Source organism: Candidatus Latescibacter sp. (assembly GCA_030692375.1).
In the GTDB taxonomy this organism is placed as follows: Bacteria; Latescibacterota; Latescibacteria; order Latescibacterales; family Latescibacteraceae; genus JAUYCD01.
The window spans coordinates 1-17636 of sequence record JAUYCD010000086.1; the positions used below are offsets into that span (position 1 = coordinate 1).

A 17636-nucleotide genomic window follows, 5' to 3' on the forward strand; every position below is an offset into this window, starting at 1 on the left:
GGGGATGCCAAAGGCAGGGGGGATTTCTTCTTCCCGGCGAATAAAGATCCCCCCGCCGCTTGAGCGGCGACCCCCTTTTTAAGGGGGTAAAAAGAAAAAGAAACTTCAGCACCAGACATTATCTGATTGACATTACACTAGGAGCCTGTTCTTTTGAAAAAAGCCATCTTCGCCTGTATGTTCGCCCTGGCGATCCTCTCCGGAGTTGAAACAGCATGCGCCCGTGAATACCGTGTTCTTGCCATACGGGTAGATTTTCCCTATGAGAATCCCGACCGCGAAACCACCACCGGGCGTGGAACGTTCGACGTGCGGGATTATTATACCAACCCAGAAGCGCAGAGCCAGTATTATCATCCCTGGGATATCCCCCCTCATGACAAGCGCTACTTCGCAAGCCACCTGCAGGCTCTCGATACCTACTTGAGGACAGTCTCGGAAGGCAGGGTCTCCGTACAATACCGCATTCTCCCGGATGACGTGCGCTCGGCCTATACCATGTCTAATATTTTCTACAAGTACGGAAATGGCCGTACCAAAGAACAGACCTATCGAAAACTGGCGGAATTGTTCAGGGAAGCTGTGGAAACCTGCAAACAGAAAGAGGGAGCGTCCGTTTCATTTTCAGATTTTGACACATTCATGATCATCCACGCGGGAATGGGCAAGGAAACCTCGGGCGGGCTGAATGACATTCCCTCGGCCTATCTGAATGGGGATGATTTCAAAACCTACCTGGGGGGGCCGCTCATCATCGACGGAGTGAATATCGACAACGGAATCATCATTCCCGAAATGGCTTCGGAAAACGGGATCGCCGGTCTGAACGGCATCCTTGCCCAGATGTTCGGACACAGGCTGGGACTCCCCTCTCTCTCCAACAACAGGGACGGGTTTCCGGGAGCGGGCGGCTGGGCGCTCATGGATACCGGCGCGATGGCGTACGGTTACGGCACACGGGGATTCATACCCACGTATCCCTGCATCTGGTCGAAAATCGCGCTCGGCTGGGTAAACCCGGTTGTGGTGACCTCCGATACCACCCTCGATATCGCGGCGACCCATGTATCTTCCTCGCTGCCCCATGGAATCAGGATTCCCATTACCGGCGACGAGTACCTGCTCATCGAAAACCGCGAGCGCTACGCTTCCCGCGACTCACTCCCGGCGGCTGTTTTTTCGGATACCGATTCCTCGGGGGTCTGGATGAAGGTGAATCATTACGATGCTTTCATCCCCGGCTCGGGGATTCTCATCTGGCATGTCAACGACCGTATCATCCGGGAAAACCGGGCATTCGATACCATAAACGACGATTCTTACCGACGCGGGGTGGACCTGCTTGAAGCCGACGGCCGTCAGGATATAGGCGCACCTTTCGGATTCGGCGACCCGCGCGCGGAGTACAGCGAAGGATACGATGGCGACACCTATAAGCTGGGCGGGCAGAACACTCTCTCCCCCACCACCGAGCCGCATTCGGGCAGCATGTGGGGAGGCAATTCCGGGATCACGGTGAAGGTCAATTCCAAACCGGGTGATATCATGAATATCACCGTGAGCTTTGCCGCTAAAACCCAGAGCTATTCCCTTTCCGCGTTCAGCGCGGTTACCGCCGCCGACCTGAACGGGGACGGCGCCGATGAGCTTGTGGTTTCCCTTAAAGATTCCCTCAGGGTCATCGATACCAGGACGAACCGGATTTTCACAGCGCCTGCGGCAAGTCATCCCGCCGTTATCAGGGGAAGCGCCGCCGGGCAAATACTGCTCGCCGCTCCTCTTCGTACGACAGTTGTTTTTTATGGCCTGAGCGCATCCGCGCTCGATCAGGCGGCCGTGATTCCGCTTAAAACCCCGGACGGCTCCCTTTTTACAGCCGAAGGCTCCATCCTGAAAACCGTCGTTTCATCTACTGAGCATCTTATCCTCCCCGTGCGGTCGGCTGACGGAAACCGGAGTTATCTCCTCGATATGACCTTAGGTATTTTGCCCTCGGTAGTCATGAACCTGATTTCCCTGCCCGACACCACGCATATCAGGACGCTGGCTGCGGCAGGAGAGTATATTGCGGCGCTCGGTGATGACAATACCATCTTTCTCGGGAGCATCGGGGACAAGACCCTCGCCAGGCATTCGCTTCCCACCGGACATGCAGCGGGCCTGCTCCTTGCCGATTTAGACCGGAACGGCGAATATGAGACAATACTTACAATCGGGAGAATCCTTTATGTGCTCCATAAGGACGGCAGCATGAAAACCGCTCCCCTTCCCGATGACCCGGTCGGCGAGCCTGTCGCCGCCGATATCGACCTGGACGGGTATCCGGAAATTCTTCAGTCGACCGCTTCACGGTTGTGCGCTTTCCGTGCAGGAGGCATTCCGGTTGATGGATTCCCCCGCAGGCTGCCCCCAGGGGACTCCGGCGAAAAGATCGTTTCCCAGCCGATAGTCTGCGACCTTGGCCATGACGGCCGCCCGGATATCGCTTTTGCGACTTCGGACATGCGAATCCTGTCCTATGACGCCCCCGAAAAAGAAACTGTGGGATTCCCGGTCACAGCGGCGGGGACAATCGCCGGTTCTCCGCTCCTTATAAAAATGAGCGCCGCCGGGTCTGCAGGTCTTGCCTACGGCACTGCGGAGGGTCTTCTCTGCGCCCGCGGCCTCAAAGTCACTGTCCCGGACAACACCGCTTCCTGGCCCATGTGGCGGGGCGGCGCCGGACTGTCTGCCGCGCTCCTGAACAGCGCCATTCCCTCGACGGTAAAATCGACCGCGAAATTCGAGGCTTACTGTTATCCGAATCCGGTGACCGGAGGAATCGGCACCTTCCGCATAACCCCGGAGGGAAATACCCCGTGCAGCGTGACCGTATATTCCGCCGACGGCCGGAAGGTGTATGAATGCCGCCTCACGGAAAACCAGGTCATCCCCGGTGCGCCGAACGAGATTACCATGGACACATCGAAACTGGCCAGCGGGCTCTATATTGCTAAAATTGCCACCAGGACGCGGACGGTTATATACAAGCTGGGGGTGATCAAGTGAAAAAGGCCGTCCTTTTCCTTTTCTCCCTCTGCGCTTTCCTGTTTTCCCCGGCTATGGGGAATGCCCAGAACCCCGTGAATGCGAAATGGCTCGAATACTCAACGGAGCATTTCATTGTCTATTACGCGGCCGGGCAGGAATTTACCGCCTTCCAGGCCGCCGCTGTCGCTGAAAAGGTTCAGGGGCCGCTCTCTCAGATGTACGGCCCGGCCGATTCCAAAATCCACATCGTGATCCGTGACGACGAGGATTATTCCAACGGCGGGGCATACTATTACGACAACAAGGTTGAAATCTACGCCACCGGTCTCGATTATGAGTTCAGAAGCTACAGCGACTGGCTCTGGAATGTGATTACCCATGAGCTTACCCATATCTATTCGATGCGCAATTCCATGAAAGCGACCCGCCGGATTCCCATGGTTTACTATCAGCAGATCGGCTACCAGAATGAGAAGCGGGATGATGTGCTGGTCGGCTACCCGAATGTGCTGGCCTCTTACGCCATCCCGATGTTCACCGTTCCTTCCTGGCTGGCCGAAGGAGTCGCGCAATACCAGGCCCGCACCGCGCACTTCGACAGCCTGGACGCCCACCGTGACATGATGCTCCGTCAGGCGGCGCTTCACGACAAGCTGCTCTCGATCGACCAGATTGCCAGTTTCAACTGGGACGGCCGTGAGAACGAGATGATTTACAACCACGGGTACAGCCTGGTGACCTATATCGCCGGCCGGTACGGCGAAGACAAGATCGGCGCCATTATGAAAGCCATGGGCGCTCCAACGGCAGCCACCTTCGATATCGCCTGCCGGCGGGTCCTGAATATCTCCCAGGATGAGCTTTACAGGTTATGGTCGCGGGATCTGCGAAAACAGTACACCGCGGTGAAAGATTCACTCGGCGCGCTCATAGAGGGCAAACCATTCCGCAAGGGCGGATTCATCAACGGATCTCCCACATGGTCTCCCGACGGCACGAAGCTGGCCTATGTCTCTAACTATGGGCAGGATTACGGAATTACCTCCTGTTTTGTAGCCAATCTCAAACCGGGCGGCTGGAAATGGAAAAACAAGGACAGCCAGGAAGCCAGGGCGAGGGAAAAGCTTGGCAAAAAGCTGAAAGATCTGAAAACACCTGAAGAAAAAGAGAGCGCCGCCGCCGAATCGGGGATACAGTTCGATATCATACTCGCCGGAGGCATCCAATCCGGCCCTGTCTGGCTCGATGAATGGAACATCCTTTTCAACCGCCGCTCGGCCTCGAACCGCTACGGGTCCCACTGGTGGGACATGTACCGGTATGTGATCAATACCAAAGACCCCCGGAAAGGCACCCGTAAAAGGATAACGCACGACCTCCGGGGCACGTATCCGGACCTTTCGCCGGACAAGAGCGAACTGGTGTTTGTCAGGAACAGCGCTGGGATCCAGAACCTGTATATCATGGCCAGGAAGGACAATTCTCTCCGGCAGATCACCTTCTACACCGACGGCACCCAGTTGTACAGGCCGAAATGGTCTCCGGACGGTTTTTCCATCGCTTTCACCATCCACCGTAAAAACCATGTCGATATCGCGGTCATCAACCGCGACGGCGGCGGGTTCCGTTATCTGGCCGCATCTCCCGGCCAGGACCGCGACCCGTCATGGACCGCAGACGGCCGCTCTCTTATTTTCTCATCCGATGTGACCGGCATCCCGAACCTTTACCGGGTGTATCTCTCCGACGGATCGGTGAGCCGGCTGACCAATGTTATCGGCGGGGCGTTTTCCCCGGCGGTTTCTCCCGGCGACACCACGCTGGCTTTCTCCTATTATGGCCCGGATGGCTACGAAATCAGGCTGATGCCTCTTAATGAGGGGGTAAAGGTTGCGGACTCTGGCATGTTTCACCAGACAGACCGTCCTGTTCAGGGAACAGGAACCACCGCAAGTACAAACGCTGCACGCAGCAACTCGACCGCCTCAAAGCCGTACCAGATGAAAACGCTCGGGTTCTCGGTCATGCCGAGAATTATCAACGACCGCAGCAATTTTAAACTGGGCGCCTATCTGGTGAACAGCGAGGTGGTGGACCAGGGGAATTTTCTCTTCGGCGGGGATATATCCCCCTCAAACAAGGACACCGACCTTTTCGCCCTGTTCGAATATAAAAAATTGATTCCTACCGTATTCGTGGAAATGTACCGTCAGACCAGAAGTGTGGATACCCATGAAAATTACATGGAGGAATTCGGCACCATTATCCAAAACCGGACATTTGACCTGAATGAAATAGATTTCGGTGTTCGGTACAGCTACCATGACCGGCATAATTTCGAGGGCCGCATCATTTACAGCCAGTACAACGCCACCCTTGCCTACACCGATTTTCAAACCGGGCCGCTGGTTCTCAAACCTTCTTACACCTATTCCCGCGGATTCGATCTGGCTCTCAGCTATAACCAGGACAATTACAACCGGGCGCGTGACGAGGTCATCAATCCTCGCGGGGGCAGGAAAATCCAGGTCAGGTACGACCGTTTCACCAATTTCTTCCTCGATGATTTCGAGTATGTGGGCTTCCTCAGGGAAAAATATAAGAAATACCCCTACGATCAGTTCTATGTCAACTGGGTAGAACGCATTCCCGTTCCCTCGACCGAGAAACACACTCTGCAGCTCCGCGGCCAGGTAAATATGATCGACCGTCAGGTTGACCAGTTTTACGAGCTTCAGCTTGGCGGCCCCTCCCAGATGCGTGGATACACATTCTACAGCCTGAGCGGCCGTAAAAATGTCATGGGACAGGTTCTCTACAGATTTCCCCTTCTCTATGACATGAAAAAGAAATATTTTACCTGGTACTTCAACCATGTCTACATGGGGGTATTTGCCGATGTCGGAAGAGCCTGGGATGTGCGCAGCCTGAGCTGGTCCGCGAAGGGATTCAAACGCGATGCCGGGGTGGAACTGAGGCTGGATGCCATCTCCTTCTACAATCTGCCGACTATGCTGGAATTCTCCACGGCGTACGGTCCCGACCCAACCTGGGTAAATAAACTGGACATGGAAACATCCACATTTTCATTGGTGAAAGACACTCAAAATCCCTGGAAATTTTATTTTTCATTACTGTTTGGATTCAATTAAGATCAACAGGTATGTCGTTAAGTAAGCTAAGTTGATCATCTGAAAGGTTAATCCCCCCTGCCCCCCTTACTAAGGAGGGAAAAAGGAAATTGTTTATAGGACTATGTAAACATTTATTAGGATTTGACAAAATCCCCTTCCTAAATTCCCCCCTTAATAAGGGGGGATGCCGAAGGCAGGGGGGATCTTTAAAGACACAGGAGCACTCAATTTCTCTTATTTACTATATGTTGCTGACTTAACGGCATAACCGAATTTCATTATACCATGGCTCTGAGAAACTTGGGAATCCCGGTCGCCTCACGCGGCCCGACCAGCACATTCCAGCCGGATTCTTCCTTGAGCTTTGCTGTCATCACTGCTACAAGACCGGGAATAACAAGGTTACGATGTTTTACTTTATCCTTGAGCCCCCCGCTCTCGTTGAGCTTGGACGCGATCATCTCCACGGTGAATTTCTCCGCCGCCCAGGCGGTAAGAACGGAGGTTCCTTCTGTATCGATGACCAGAACGTAGGACGGTATCCTCGATGAGGTTATCTCGCCCTCAACCGTATAATAGGTAAGCGAGAAATTAGTCGTCACGAGCACGGGAGAATCAGGGCCGGGTTTGCCGACTTCCCAGATTCCGGGTTTGACCTGGATTGGTTTCTGGGGATCCGTATAGATGTTCTGCCGCACTGTCAAAAGCGGAAGAAGCTGCCAGTCTTCATGCCCGGATACGATGACCAGGGAAGCATATTTGGCGACATAGCAGGCAGCGCGGTTGATTTCCAGGTAGGGATTTTCCCCGTCGACGGCGTTGGCCAGGAGCGGGAATCCCACATCACGGAAATTCTTCCTGAGCTGCGCTCTCCTGAGACGTGTGAGATCCTCGAGTTTTCGTGTTAAACCACTGGAAACAGGCTCCAGCACAAGTTTATCCGCTCCCAGCTTACGCGCCTTCTGGGTAAGCTCGGCCAAAGCTTCCACAGGAGCGGAAATAACCACCGGTAGATTCAGAGCGGCGGCAACCGGCGCCATTTCATCGATGTTGCCCGCTGTGATTCCATGGAGAAGCGGTTTCTTGTCCTTTATTTTCTCGGCTGCTGCTTTCATGGCGGCCGGATCTTCCGTTATGAGAATGAGCGGCAGCGCCGAAGCATTCTGAGCGGCTTCAGCGGCGCGGGCGAATTGGAGAGCATTCCCGCTGTCATTTTTCAAGGCGATGAGATTCACACCGAGGGTGAACCCGACCCGCTCATAAGTCTTTTGATTTATTTTTTTTACTTTTTCCACCAGCTCATTTTCTGGCAGCGAGTCGGAAACCAGGATGGCGATGCCGGTCTCGTGATAAAACGTCCCTTCGTGACGGAAAAGAACGGTCTCGTTACCCGCCTCCACCTTTTTCTCCCCGTCTCCGATGGTAATGAGCTTTACCGGAGGCGCCGAGGCGCTATCCAGAGCCGCTTTCCCCCCTTCGGAAATGTGAGGGCATTTGCTGAGCTCGACCTTTTTGGCCGCAAGCTGCATGGCAAAAGCAAGACAGGTTGGAACCCCGCAATCTTTACAGTTCGTTTTAGGGAGATTCTTGAAAATATCCAAAGCGGTAAGTGCCATGAAAACCCTCTCCTGTTTCTGAATGTTCGTTTCGATAAACTGTATGTTACTTTTTTATATGAAGAATCCACCTTTGCTATCGTCGAGGGTCAACAAGTCATACAGATCGCGCCCTGTCACTCCCGACGATACAACAATCTTTAGCCGGTTGTCATTAAATTATCGGTTGCATTTGGTTCCAGAATATCTGGCGGTATATAGATATTAACATCATAGTGCTCTGTGACAGGAGGCACGGCAAAAGTATTATGGGCTGCAATTTGTGCAATCTTTTCCTTTAGATATCCACCGGTCTCCCCTTCGATCATATCGGCTTTTGTCTCCCATAAGGAGATGGAAATGGCTTTGTTTGTATTACGATCTGTCAAGGTAAGAATCCCTTTGAAACCTTTAAGGGTTTTTGTTGTTGAAATGATAGATTGATAGATTTTCAGCATCTGGTCCGTTTTGCCCGGCATAATCTGAGCGGTCATCACTCTCGCGTACATAATTCTCCCTTACAGTTAAGACAATTCAATTCACATCGTGCAGCGCCGTCTGTTTTTTTTACAGCAGGGAAGGCATGGTGAGTGCGGGATGGTTTTTCTCAGCGCACCATTCCATCAATTCCATCACATCGGTCGTAATCGTCTCATCGGCTATCATATCGATGAAATCGGGATTGCCGATTTCTTCGCAGCGATGCATCAGCTTTTCGTGTAAAAAATCCTTGAGCTGCTTCGGCATCCAGACCATTCTCAGAAGGCCGCCGTCAGCGCTGATGAATTTCTTCGATACCACGTACAATTTCCCGACGCCCAGAAATCCCGGTGTCTGGGAACCACCGCCGACAAAGCCAGCCAGGGTGGTGAAATTCATCCCGCAGGGGGTCATACCGCCGAATTCACGGTTTACGATCATAAAACCGTTGCATTCCGGAACCATGGCCATGATACACTCGAAGCATCCGCAGCTCGTCATGGGTTCTTCCATGACGCTGTAAGCGTTGAACCGCTTGAGCGCCTGCCTTGATGTCTGATATACGAAGTCGTTGACCCCTTTCCATTGGCCTTTGACAGCGTCTATAACCTCTCCCTTTTTCACCGGCTGATTGCATCCCTTGGGTTTGATTTCATACCCCGCCTTCCCGTCCAGCCAGGAATAGGCGCCGCAAAGACCGAGGCGCTCGGGGCTTATGATACAGACATGGCTGGGCGCATAAGACTGGCAGAGAGTGCAGGAATAGAATGTGTCGACGCTCTCGTCGGTCATTCCGGCGATCCGCTCATCCCGGAAGCTGTAGGCTGCCTGAGCTTCCTTGAGAACCTCCTCGACCTTGTCCTTATCGGTAATGAGCGTAACCTGAACCTTGTCAACGATCTCACCGTATATGTCATGTAACTGCGCATGAATGATGATACCGAAGTGCTTGAGCCGGAATCCTTTCCGGTAAGTATCCTTGGAGATGCGCATCCAGACGATATCCCGCTGGCCCATGTGGAAGATACCCATCGCCTCGTTGAGGTACGTATGGAGCTGGCGTTCCATGATGGACTCGAAATCTTTCTGCAAGCGTCTTCCCGCCACTTCGATCAGTATTCCCAGGGGAAGCGCCCCGCCTTCCTGGAGTGTGTCGACATCCGGACCGATAAGCTCGATCTTGCCATCCTCTATTTCATCCATCTCCCTTGTTCGGAGATATTCAAAAGCTGTCGAGTACTTGTGTCCGAACTGGCAGTACATATCTTCTTTTCTGACCGTTTCACCCTCAAAAGCCGCTGCGTAGGGCACCGGAATGGGCAGGTCGGTAACTTTCACCTTTACCCCGCGAACCTCGATGCAGGTTGGGATAATCTTGTTGTAATCGAGCTCGTGAACGACATGCTCGAAGTTACAGATTCCCGTCGGCCGTATCTCCGGAATCGGTGTGTCGGCAATGATTGGGAATCCCATGTTGATAGCCCCCGCACCGAGCGCATACTTGAGATCGTCCACCTCGCCGAGCGTCAGCCCGAAAGCATGAACCTTGGCGCGGGTATACATAAGGCATTCCAGTCCCTTTCCAGCCTTGATGCCGCCGAACGTCATCGCGCTCCTGATTGCCCAACTGAGCGGATAAATACCTGACACGGTATCGCGGCCGTAGGGCACGATATAGGTATCCCAGCCCATTTCGACGCCGGCCTCTTTGAGCTGGTCAACGATGCTTCTTCCGTTCACCGAGGAGCCGACAAAAATGAGAATGCTTCTCTTCTGGAGCTCGCGTATGACCTTCACTGCGGTGTCCAGGTCCGGCGCAGCTCCGAGAATGGCGGCGAAGCCGGGCATACGGCCGTCAACAAGTTGAATACCCAGTTTACGGAGCCATGTGTCGGTATAAAATCCCTCGCATCCCGGCTGCGGCTCTTCATTGTAGAGGTAGCGGAGCGCCATGATAACTTCCGTCGTAAGCAGCGTGGAAATGCCGCTGTCGAGGGTATCTCCAAGATAGGGAAGCCACATCGATTCCGAGGGTGGATCATGCAAAAGTCCTCGAGCATGTTCCAGAATGGGGCGGATTGCCCCAACCGTTTTCACTTCCAATCCCATGAGCGCATTGGCCATGGGAAGGAAGTAGGCGGTTTCGGGGAATTCTACTTTCTGGTCCTCTCCTTTTTCTTCCACCGCTTTGGTAAACTTTTCCTCAGCCTCCCTATAAAAGACATGCGCACCTCGTATGGCTGCTCCTGCAATTATTCGTGACATTCCGTACTTCCTCCATGTATCATCAAGTCAAAAAATTATTCGTTCTCATCGGCTTTCGACTATGCTATAGGGCGAAATATTTCTTTGCGCATTTTTTGGAAAAGATCCTGAAACGGTTTCATCGTACCCGCGAAGCGGCAACAAGTTCGGCATGACACGTGTCATGCCGAACTTGTTTCGGCATCCATATGTATAGTTTGCTCTGTTCAAGTTCCGGGCACTATACCTCCACCGCAATTTCCCTGACCGGATACATCATGGGACGGAGCTTGAGCGCCTCGCGTTTTTTATCGATATGTTCGATCATCCCCTGAGCGATAGCGACGGGGTCCAGCTTAAACGCAAATTTCCCGCCGGTCATTTTTTCAATATCCTCGGTGAGGAATTTCAACACCCATTCACAGCCGCCGAGCTGGAACTGCGGCGACATATCCACATAAATTCCGCTCGCAACAGCATAAAGGCTTATGGTCACAGCTTTTTCGCTCATCCATTCCGGAGCGCAGGCCGCTACAGGAATATCGGAGATCGCATCGCCGAGACCTCCTTCGCTCACCATGTTGGAGAGCGCAACAAGAATCCGTGAATTATCCACACAGCTTCCCGAATGAATGATCGGCGGTATGCCGACCGCTTCGCAAATCTCACGGAGACCCTCTCCGGCGTATTCCATGGCCGCCTCCGGACTGAGCAGTCCCCACTTTGCGCATGCGGTGGCGCTGCAGCCCGTTTCGACGACGAGAATATCATGACGGAGCAGTTCGCGCGCGATGGTGACATGGAACAAATCCTGGGTCAGGCCGGGATGATTGCATCCCACAATAGCAGCCACACCGCGGAGACGTCCCTCCATGATGGCGTTATTCAGGGGACGGTATGTTGCACGATACCTTCCGCCGAGAAAATGAAAAATGTTTTCAGCGGTAAATCCGCCGATAAAATTCTGAGTTTCCGGGGGAATCTCAATCTTCCCGGGATCCCTGTGTTTGAAACGTTCGATTGCCATCTCCACTATTTTCTTGGCGGTTGCGAGAGCATCGCTGTGATCGAAATGGACATACTTCGCGCCCTGAAACTGAGCCTTTTCCGAAGTGGTGACAATCTCCGTATGGAAGCACTTTGCTACATCGATCAGGCCGGGCAGAATGCACTGAATATCAACAACCATCAGGTCCACTGCCCCGGTGATAATGACCAACTCCTGCTGAAGAAAGTTGCCGGCCACAGGGATACCGTGGCGCATGAGAATTTCGGTGGCGGTGCAGCAGATCCCGCCGAGATTGATTCCCTGGGCGCCGGCTTCCCTTGCTTTGGCGATCATTTCAGGATCACGGGCTGCGCGGACTATCATGTCGGAAACTGTCGGGTCGTGACCGTGGACAATGATGTTAACCTCATCCTTTTCGAGAATTCCTATATTCGCCCTGCCGCGAATCGGCTGCGGGCTTCCGAAGATAACATCCGAGAGGTCGGTAGCGATCATCGATCCCGCCCAGCCGTCGATCAGGGCTACTCGCATGGCTTGCCTGATGATATTGAGAGGATCGTTATCCACTCCGATATTTGTCCGGTGCATCATTTCGGTGATTTCACGGTCTATCCCACGGGGGAGAAGCCCCTCTTTACGCCACATTTCCTTGGTTTTTTCGGGAGCGCGGTTTTTCAGAGTAAGCTCGCCCTCCTGCTGGCCGAACTCCGCAAGCGCCTTTTCAGACAGGTCGCGGGCAATTTTCATGATATCCTTGTTGTCGGTCTCCACACCAAATTCTCTTGCAAGCTTCTTTAATTTCTCGGGATCCTGTATCTTGAAATCCGAGGCTTTCCCTGTGCTGAGATCGCGAAGCAGCAGCACTATGTCGCGGGCATGGTCGGAGTGAGCGGCTGTTCCCGCGGCCACCATACGCGCAAAATTCCTTGCTCCTATGATATCGGCGGTAGCGCCGCATATCCCGCGGGATGCTTTCTTCGTAATTCGGCATGGCCCCATCACACAAATTCTGCAGCACACTCCGGCAATCCCAAATCCACACTGAGGCTGCTGATTCTGCCTGCGATCCCAGATAGTTTCGAGATTCTCCTCCTTCGCTTTTTCGATGAGTCTCAGCGAAGTCGGATCAATTGATTTTCTTATTTCTTCAGCCATGTAATACTCCCTTGATAAGTCTCTCCCTGATGCCGTCTATTATATGTACATCTTCTATGGACACCCCGCTGTCGCCTTTCCCGCTTTTATTGATATCTTCCGAAAAGGGAATGACTCCCAGCATTACATCGGGGGGAAAATAGCTTTCGATAAATGACATATCTTCTTTCCCCCGTACTTTATTCGCTACGATGAAATATTCATTCACACCGAGCTCCGCTGCCAGTTCAGCCACCCGCCGACCGGTTTCCAGAGAACGCTTGCCCGGCTCAACCACGATGATAAAAGCATCCACATCACGCGTGGTTCCCCGCCCCAGGTGCTCGATTCCGGCTTCCATATCCATGATGATGATGGTCTTGTCGTCAAGGAGAAGATGCCCGATAAGCTCTCTGACAAATGCGTTCTCCGGGCAATAACATCCCGTTCCCGCATTCTTGACCCGCCCCATAAGGAGAAGGCGGATTCCGTTATGCATGACGCTGTACTTTTCGGGGATGTCATCAACGCGGGGGTTGAGCTTAAAAAAAGCGCCCATACTTCCCGGCTGAGTTCCCGTGCGCTCGGATATGATTTCTTTCAAATCGACGATAGGAATTATTTTTTCCGGTTCGGGGAATCCCAGCGTTGAAGCGAGATTTGCATCGGGATCAGCATCCACTGCCATCACACGATACCCCGCCTTTTGAAAAGAGACGCATAAGAGAGCAGCCAGTGTCGTCTTTCCAACGCCGCCTTTTCCCGAAACGGCTATTTTCATGTCAATACACTCCTCAATAAATTTGTATTAAAAGAGCCTTTTGCAAAAGTCTATTTAACATTACGATACACCGAAAGACTAGTTCAATGTATTTTCGAGAAAGAGCATAAATATATAGCTAACCCCCATAAAATACAGTATATTGATGTTGAGAGAACTCACTATACCAATTTTCTTCATGGGGGTTGCGATGCATGTAATATCGTATATGTGGCTGGGAATACAAAGGCATTTGTTTTCTTTTTTGGAAGAGGAATTGGGGCCGCTCAACGACTTTCACCTGGCAGAGAAGACGGGTGACGGCGGTAATCTCAGCCTTGATCATGAAAGGTTTTTCGGTGGGAGCAAGGGCTCCACATCGATGAGCTTCCGGCCCTTGCAATAACCGCAGGAAGCCTTACCCCCGGAGGCGGAGGAAATGAATATCCGGTTGGAGGCTCGTAAATCGTTTCAGGAATGGGAAAATCTCGTTAAACAGTTTCCGCCGCACTCTCAATACTTTTGACAGGGGAGAAGAGCCGCCACTCTGTTTCGCAAAATGTCGAAATCCACCGGTTTTTTTAAAAAATCCTCAACCGGCAGCCATTTTTCATCGATATCGCTGGTGCTGAATCCAAACGGGAATTTCGAATTGACCCCTGTCAACATGAGAATGGGAATCTGTTTGAATGTTTCCTCAAAATGTTTCATTTTACGGGCAAGAGTAAAACCGGCTGAACTGTTTTCCGGAAACATAACATCAAGTATCACAAGATCGGGCTGTCTTTTTTTCATACTTTTTTCAGCGCCGGGAATATCCGATTCCACCCGTACTTCATACCCTGCATGCTCAAGAACCGTTGCAGTAGCGCTGGCGAAATCTTCATCGTCATCAATGATCATAACATAAAACATCATCGTTCTCCTTTTCTTTTTCAGTTGCCTGTGGTACGGAACCCGGAAACCTGATCTCAAATCGAGTTCCTGCATTCGGTGAACTGGCAACCCGTATTGACAAATTATGAGATTGAGCAATATGTTTGACAATAGTAAGGCCGAGACCGGTGGAATTTTTGTTATGTCTAACCGCCTCGACAGTATGGTAGTATTCATTAAAGATTTTTTCGAGTTTATTGGGCTCTATGCCGATACCATGATCCTCTACGACTACCAGGGGTCCGGAATCCGGAAAGGAAAGACACTCTATGCGTACAGTATTATTATTATGTGAATATGTTACAGCATTTGATATCACATTAAGCAAAAGCATCTTCATGTGATCTTCATTGGTCACTACGCAAGCGGATTGCAGATTTTTTTCAAACCTGATATTCCGTTCTTCCGCTGATGGCTGAAGCTGGGCGAGGCACCAGGTAATAATTTCCACCAAATCGATTGATTCCCACCGAAGGGTTTCTTTGCGGACATCGCGAAGATTTGTCAGTTGCAGCATCTCCTGAATTTCTATACCGAGCTTCCGGCTCCGCGCAGAAATCCGCTCAAGAACATCGAGGGTCTTGTCGGGCAAAACCCCGCAATGTCCTTTTTGAATGAGTTGTATATTGGCATCGATGGCAGCCAATGGCGCTTTCAGTTCATGAGTCAGCCATAACAGGTGTTTTGCTCTCTCCTCCTGTGTTTTCTTTAACTGCAGATTAGTCTCAATAAGTTCGCAATCACGCTTTCGTACAAGATCAGACAGGTGTGATACAAGGTACCAGAGAATAAAAAAAATGGCTAACGTCGAAGATACCGGCATGATAACATTCATGGGGCCCGGTACGACGAAAGAGCGAAAAACGGTTTCTCCGTAGACACTGACAGGGGAAATAAGCCCGGCAGTTTCCAAAGCAACGCAGAGAATGAACAAAAGCGAGGCAAATAAAAAAACTAAAAAACTTTGGATTCGGCTAAAGAAAATACAGGCCAGCACTATGTGAAAAAGATAGGCAAATGATACGGCTGTATCAAGGCTCCCCGCATAATGAACGACTATGGTCAGAATGACCAGATCAAAGAATATCTGAGACCACATATTGATATGTATGCTTCGTTCATTCCCGGTCTTTGGAATACTGCGCGCATGATGCAGGATCAGGATATTCATAATAGCGAGAAGCCCTGCAATCACAAACGGCCAATGAAGGTTTGAGCGAAGGTATAATTTTTCGAGAATCCCCGGAAAAGCGCTGAATATCCCGAACAGAATCAGAACAGCAATCACTACCCAGCGGAGGAGGCAAAAAAGAAATATATTCTCTACACTCAGAGAGCTGAAAAATATATTATTTTTAGTACCTGCATCATGTGCCGTAGCAGGCTGCGCAGTTGAAAAATCGAGAGTATATTCATGCATATAAACCGAACGATCCTCGGTATCTATGACCGAAATGAAACTCCCCGCCGCAAGCAGCGGGGTATCTTGTTAGGTTTATTCTTTTCAAACGCCGCAAGCGGCGGGGAATTTAACCCATAGAGATTAAACAGAAACGGTTTCATCGTTCCCGCGAAGCGGCAACAAGTTCGGCATGACGTCATCCAGAACTCGCTACAGTATCTATTTTGTATTCCATGCGCAATTTATTAAGACGTTATGTTACCTTGAAACTCTATTTCTTTAACGTAAGACTGCCGCTCTGCAGCCGGGGTAAAAAAGCTTCTTCATAAAGCGCTATTACTTTTTTAACCGCAAAACAAGTGCATTCCGAAGAAATTGTGGCGCCGCTGATAGCCCGGATATCTTTTCTGAGCGCTATCGGATCACTGCTTCCTTTTCCGGTGAATTGATCCAAAAAGTTATTACGGGCAATCGGACGGCCGCGTTTCTCCTGATAAGCCATTACCGCCATATTCTGAACCTTTGCGGGAGTGGGGGTTAATCTGATAATAAAATCGACTGGCCCCCATTTTCCAGGCTGTGCATCAATGACCGCGACACCGACTTGTTTGTTGTTTTTGACACCTATGTAAAACGTAAAGTTTAAAGTTTCGCCGATTTTTCCCGATTCGGAGCCAGCCTGGAAATGCACGAGCTGACCGCCAAGCCGGCCCTTGATTTTAGCTGCTTCAGCGCTGGTCAGCGTGATAGTCTCCGTGGTTACTTGATCTACATCCGGAAAGACCTGCTTGAGCGCTTGTTCTTTGGTAAGCAGCACTACTGCCTGTGAAATACCGGTCAACCCAAGGAAAAACACAAAGAATACAGTAATAATGGCTGCTGTTTTTTTCATTTTCATGACTATCTCCTTTTTACCAGTTGAGTGTTTACTTGCATACCCGATGAATAAATTTTCCTGCCATCGGTAGTCACCATAAAAGTTCCCGTCGATTGCATGGCGTCGATAATGGGTATTCCCTTTTCCGCACCCAGCACAAACAGAGCTGTGGACCATCCGTCGGCAAGAACCGGATCGGGAGAGATTATTGTTACACTGGCCATGTCCTGAGAAGGGTATCCTGTTTGCGGATCAAGAATATGGTGATACCGTTTTCCATCTTTGATAAAATACCGTTCGTAGTCCCCGGATGTAACGACCGTCATGTCGGTCAAGTCCAATGATCCGATAACTCCATCCCCTCGTGGGTCTTTAATCCCGATTTTCCAAGGCCGCCCTTTGTAGGTACCCAGGGCATAAATATCTCCGCCGGCGTCAATGAGCGCTGAGGTAATTCCTTCCTGTCTCAATACCTTTACCGCCTCGCCAACGGCATATCCCTTCGCAATCGATCCGAGATCGATTTGCGAACGTGGATTGCTCTTGGTAAGGATGCCATTCTCGATTTTAAGGCTCTTGTATCCCACATCATTCAAAAGGCTGTCAATCGAGGATTGGAGAGGCACCGCCGGTTTATCGCTGAAAAACCCCCAGAGATTAACAACCGAGCAAATGGTGATATCGTATTTCCCGTCGGACTTTTCGCTCACATCAAGGGCGATCCGGACCAAATCTACAATTTCTTTATCTGTTATGGGCTTATTGTTGGTATTGAAATCATACAGCGGACTTTTAGGATTCAACATATTGAATTTGCTGTCGATTTCCTCTATCCTGTCCAAAGCCTTTGAAAGAGCGCTCAAGACCCTGGTGTCGCCCGGCGCCTTTATGGTACAGTACGTATCCAAGAGATAGCGGGACTGGGATTGAAGAGTATCCGATTCGTGTGTCTTCCATCCCACCAGAAGGATCATAAGCCCAAACAATAAACCAAAAAGCATTATTTTATATTTTTTCATACCGGCACATCACTTA

General features: G+C 51.1%; 11 protein-coding genes. 2 read left to right on the forward strand and 9 right to left on the reverse strand.

Annotation, left to right across the window (positions count from 1 at the left end; all coding sequences use genetic code 11):
- Positions 1 to 153 precede the first annotated feature (153 nt).
- Complete coding sequence (locus Q8O92_05395; protein ID MDP2982745.1) at positions 154 to 3048, forward strand: T9SS type A sorting domain-containing protein; 2895 nt, start codon at positions 154 to 156, stop codon at positions 3046 to 3048.
- Complete coding sequence (locus tag Q8O92_05400) at positions 3045 to 6182, forward strand: hypothetical protein (protein ID MDP2982746.1); 3138 nt, start codon at positions 3045 to 3047, stop codon at positions 6180 to 6182. The genes Q8O92_05395 and Q8O92_05400 overlap by 4 nt, the downstream gene beginning before the upstream one ends.
- Positions 6183 to 6442: 260 nt before the next feature.
- Here Q8O92_05400 and acsC read toward each other — a convergent pair whose 3' ends face one another.
- The 9 genes from acsC to Q8O92_05445 form a co-directional block, all read right to left on the reverse strand.
- The gene (gene acsC, locus Q8O92_05405; protein ID MDP2982747.1) at positions 6443 to 7780 is read right to left on the reverse strand and encodes an acetyl-CoA decarbonylase/synthase complex subunit gamma; all 1338 of its coding nucleotides are present in this window, start codon (positions 7778 to 7780) and stop codon (positions 6443 to 6445) included.
- 140 nt (positions 7781 to 7920) lie between these two features.
- Positions 7921 to 8268, reverse strand: coding sequence for a hypothetical protein (locus tag Q8O92_05410; GenBank protein MDP2982748.1), 348 nt, complete (start codon positions 8266 to 8268; stop codon positions 7921 to 7923).
- Positions 8269 to 8326: 58 nt separating this feature from the next.
- Positions 8327 to 10504 carry an acetyl-CoA decarbonylase/synthase complex subunit alpha/beta gene (gene acsB / locus Q8O92_05415; protein MDP2982749.1) on the reverse strand — a complete coding sequence of 726 codons (2178 nt, stop codon included), beginning with the start codon at positions 10502 to 10504 and terminating at the stop codon, positions 8327 to 8329.
- A gap of 220 nt (positions 10505 to 10724) precedes the next feature.
- Positions 10725 to 12647 carry an anaerobic carbon-monoxide dehydrogenase catalytic subunit gene (cooS, locus tag Q8O92_05420; protein ID MDP2982750.1) on the reverse strand — a complete coding sequence of 641 codons (1923 nt, stop codon included), beginning with the start codon at positions 12645 to 12647 and terminating at the stop codon, positions 10725 to 10727.
- Complete coding sequence (locus tag Q8O92_05425; protein MDP2982751.1) at positions 12640 to 13407, reverse strand: carbon monoxide dehydrogenase accessory protein CooC; 768 nt, start codon at positions 13405 to 13407, stop codon at positions 12640 to 12642. Before Q8O92_05425 ends, cooS begins: the two co-directional genes overlap by 8 nt.
- A 492-nt stretch (positions 13408 to 13899) precedes the next feature.
- Positions 13900 to 14304 carry a response regulator gene (locus Q8O92_05430; GenBank protein ID MDP2982752.1) on the reverse strand — a complete coding sequence of 135 codons (405 nt, stop codon included), beginning with the start codon at positions 14302 to 14304 and terminating at the stop codon, positions 13900 to 13902.
- Positions 14279 to 15493, reverse strand: coding sequence for a HAMP domain-containing sensor histidine kinase (locus Q8O92_05435; GenBank protein ID MDP2982753.1), 1215 nt, complete (start codon positions 15491 to 15493; stop codon positions 14279 to 14281). Before Q8O92_05435 ends, Q8O92_05430 begins: the two co-directional genes overlap by 26 nt.
- A 502-nt stretch (positions 15494 to 15995) precedes the next feature.
- Entirely contained in the window at positions 15996 to 16622 is a 627-nt protein-coding gene (locus tag Q8O92_05440) for an FMN-binding protein (GenBank protein ID MDP2982754.1), read from the reverse strand.
- A 2-nt stretch (positions 16623 to 16624) separates the two neighbouring features.
- Positions 16625 to 17620, reverse strand: coding sequence for an FAD:protein FMN transferase (locus Q8O92_05445; GenBank protein ID MDP2982755.1), 996 nt, complete (start codon positions 17618 to 17620; stop codon positions 16625 to 16627).
- Between the last annotated feature and the right edge of the window lie 16 nt (positions 17621 to 17636).

Coding starts and splice junctions, on each gene's coding strand:
- acsC (MDP2982747.1), bottom strand. CDS start 7,780: ATGGCACTTACCGCTTTGGATATTTTCAAGAATCTCCCTAAAACGAAC.
- Q8O92_05410 (MDP2982748.1), bottom strand. CDS start 8,268: ATGTACGCGAGAGTGATGACCGCTCAGATTATGCCGGGCAAAACGGAC.
- acsB (MDP2982749.1), bottom strand. CDS start 10,504: ATGTCACGAATAATTGCAGGAGCAGCCATACGAGGTGCGCATGTCTTT.
- cooS (MDP2982750.1), bottom strand. CDS start 12,647: ATGGCTGAAGAAATAAGAAAATCAATTGATCCGACTTCGCTGAGACTC.
- Q8O92_05425 (MDP2982751.1), bottom strand. CDS start 13,407: ATGAAAATAGCCGTTTCGGGAAAAGGCGGCGTTGGAAAGACGACACTG.
- Q8O92_05430 (MDP2982752.1), bottom strand. CDS start 14,304: ATGATGTTTTATGTTATGATCATTGATGACGATGAAGATTTCGCCAGC.
- Q8O92_05435 (MDP2982753.1), bottom strand. CDS start 15,493: ATGAATATCCTGATCCTGCATCATGCGCGCAGTATTCCAAAGACCGGG.
- Q8O92_05440 (MDP2982754.1), bottom strand. CDS start 16,622: ATGAAAATGAAAAAAACAGCAGCCATTATTACTGTATTCTTTGTGTTT.
- Q8O92_05445 (MDP2982755.1), bottom strand. CDS start 17,620: ATGAAAAAATATAAAATAATGCTTTTTGGTTTATTGTTTGGGCTTATG.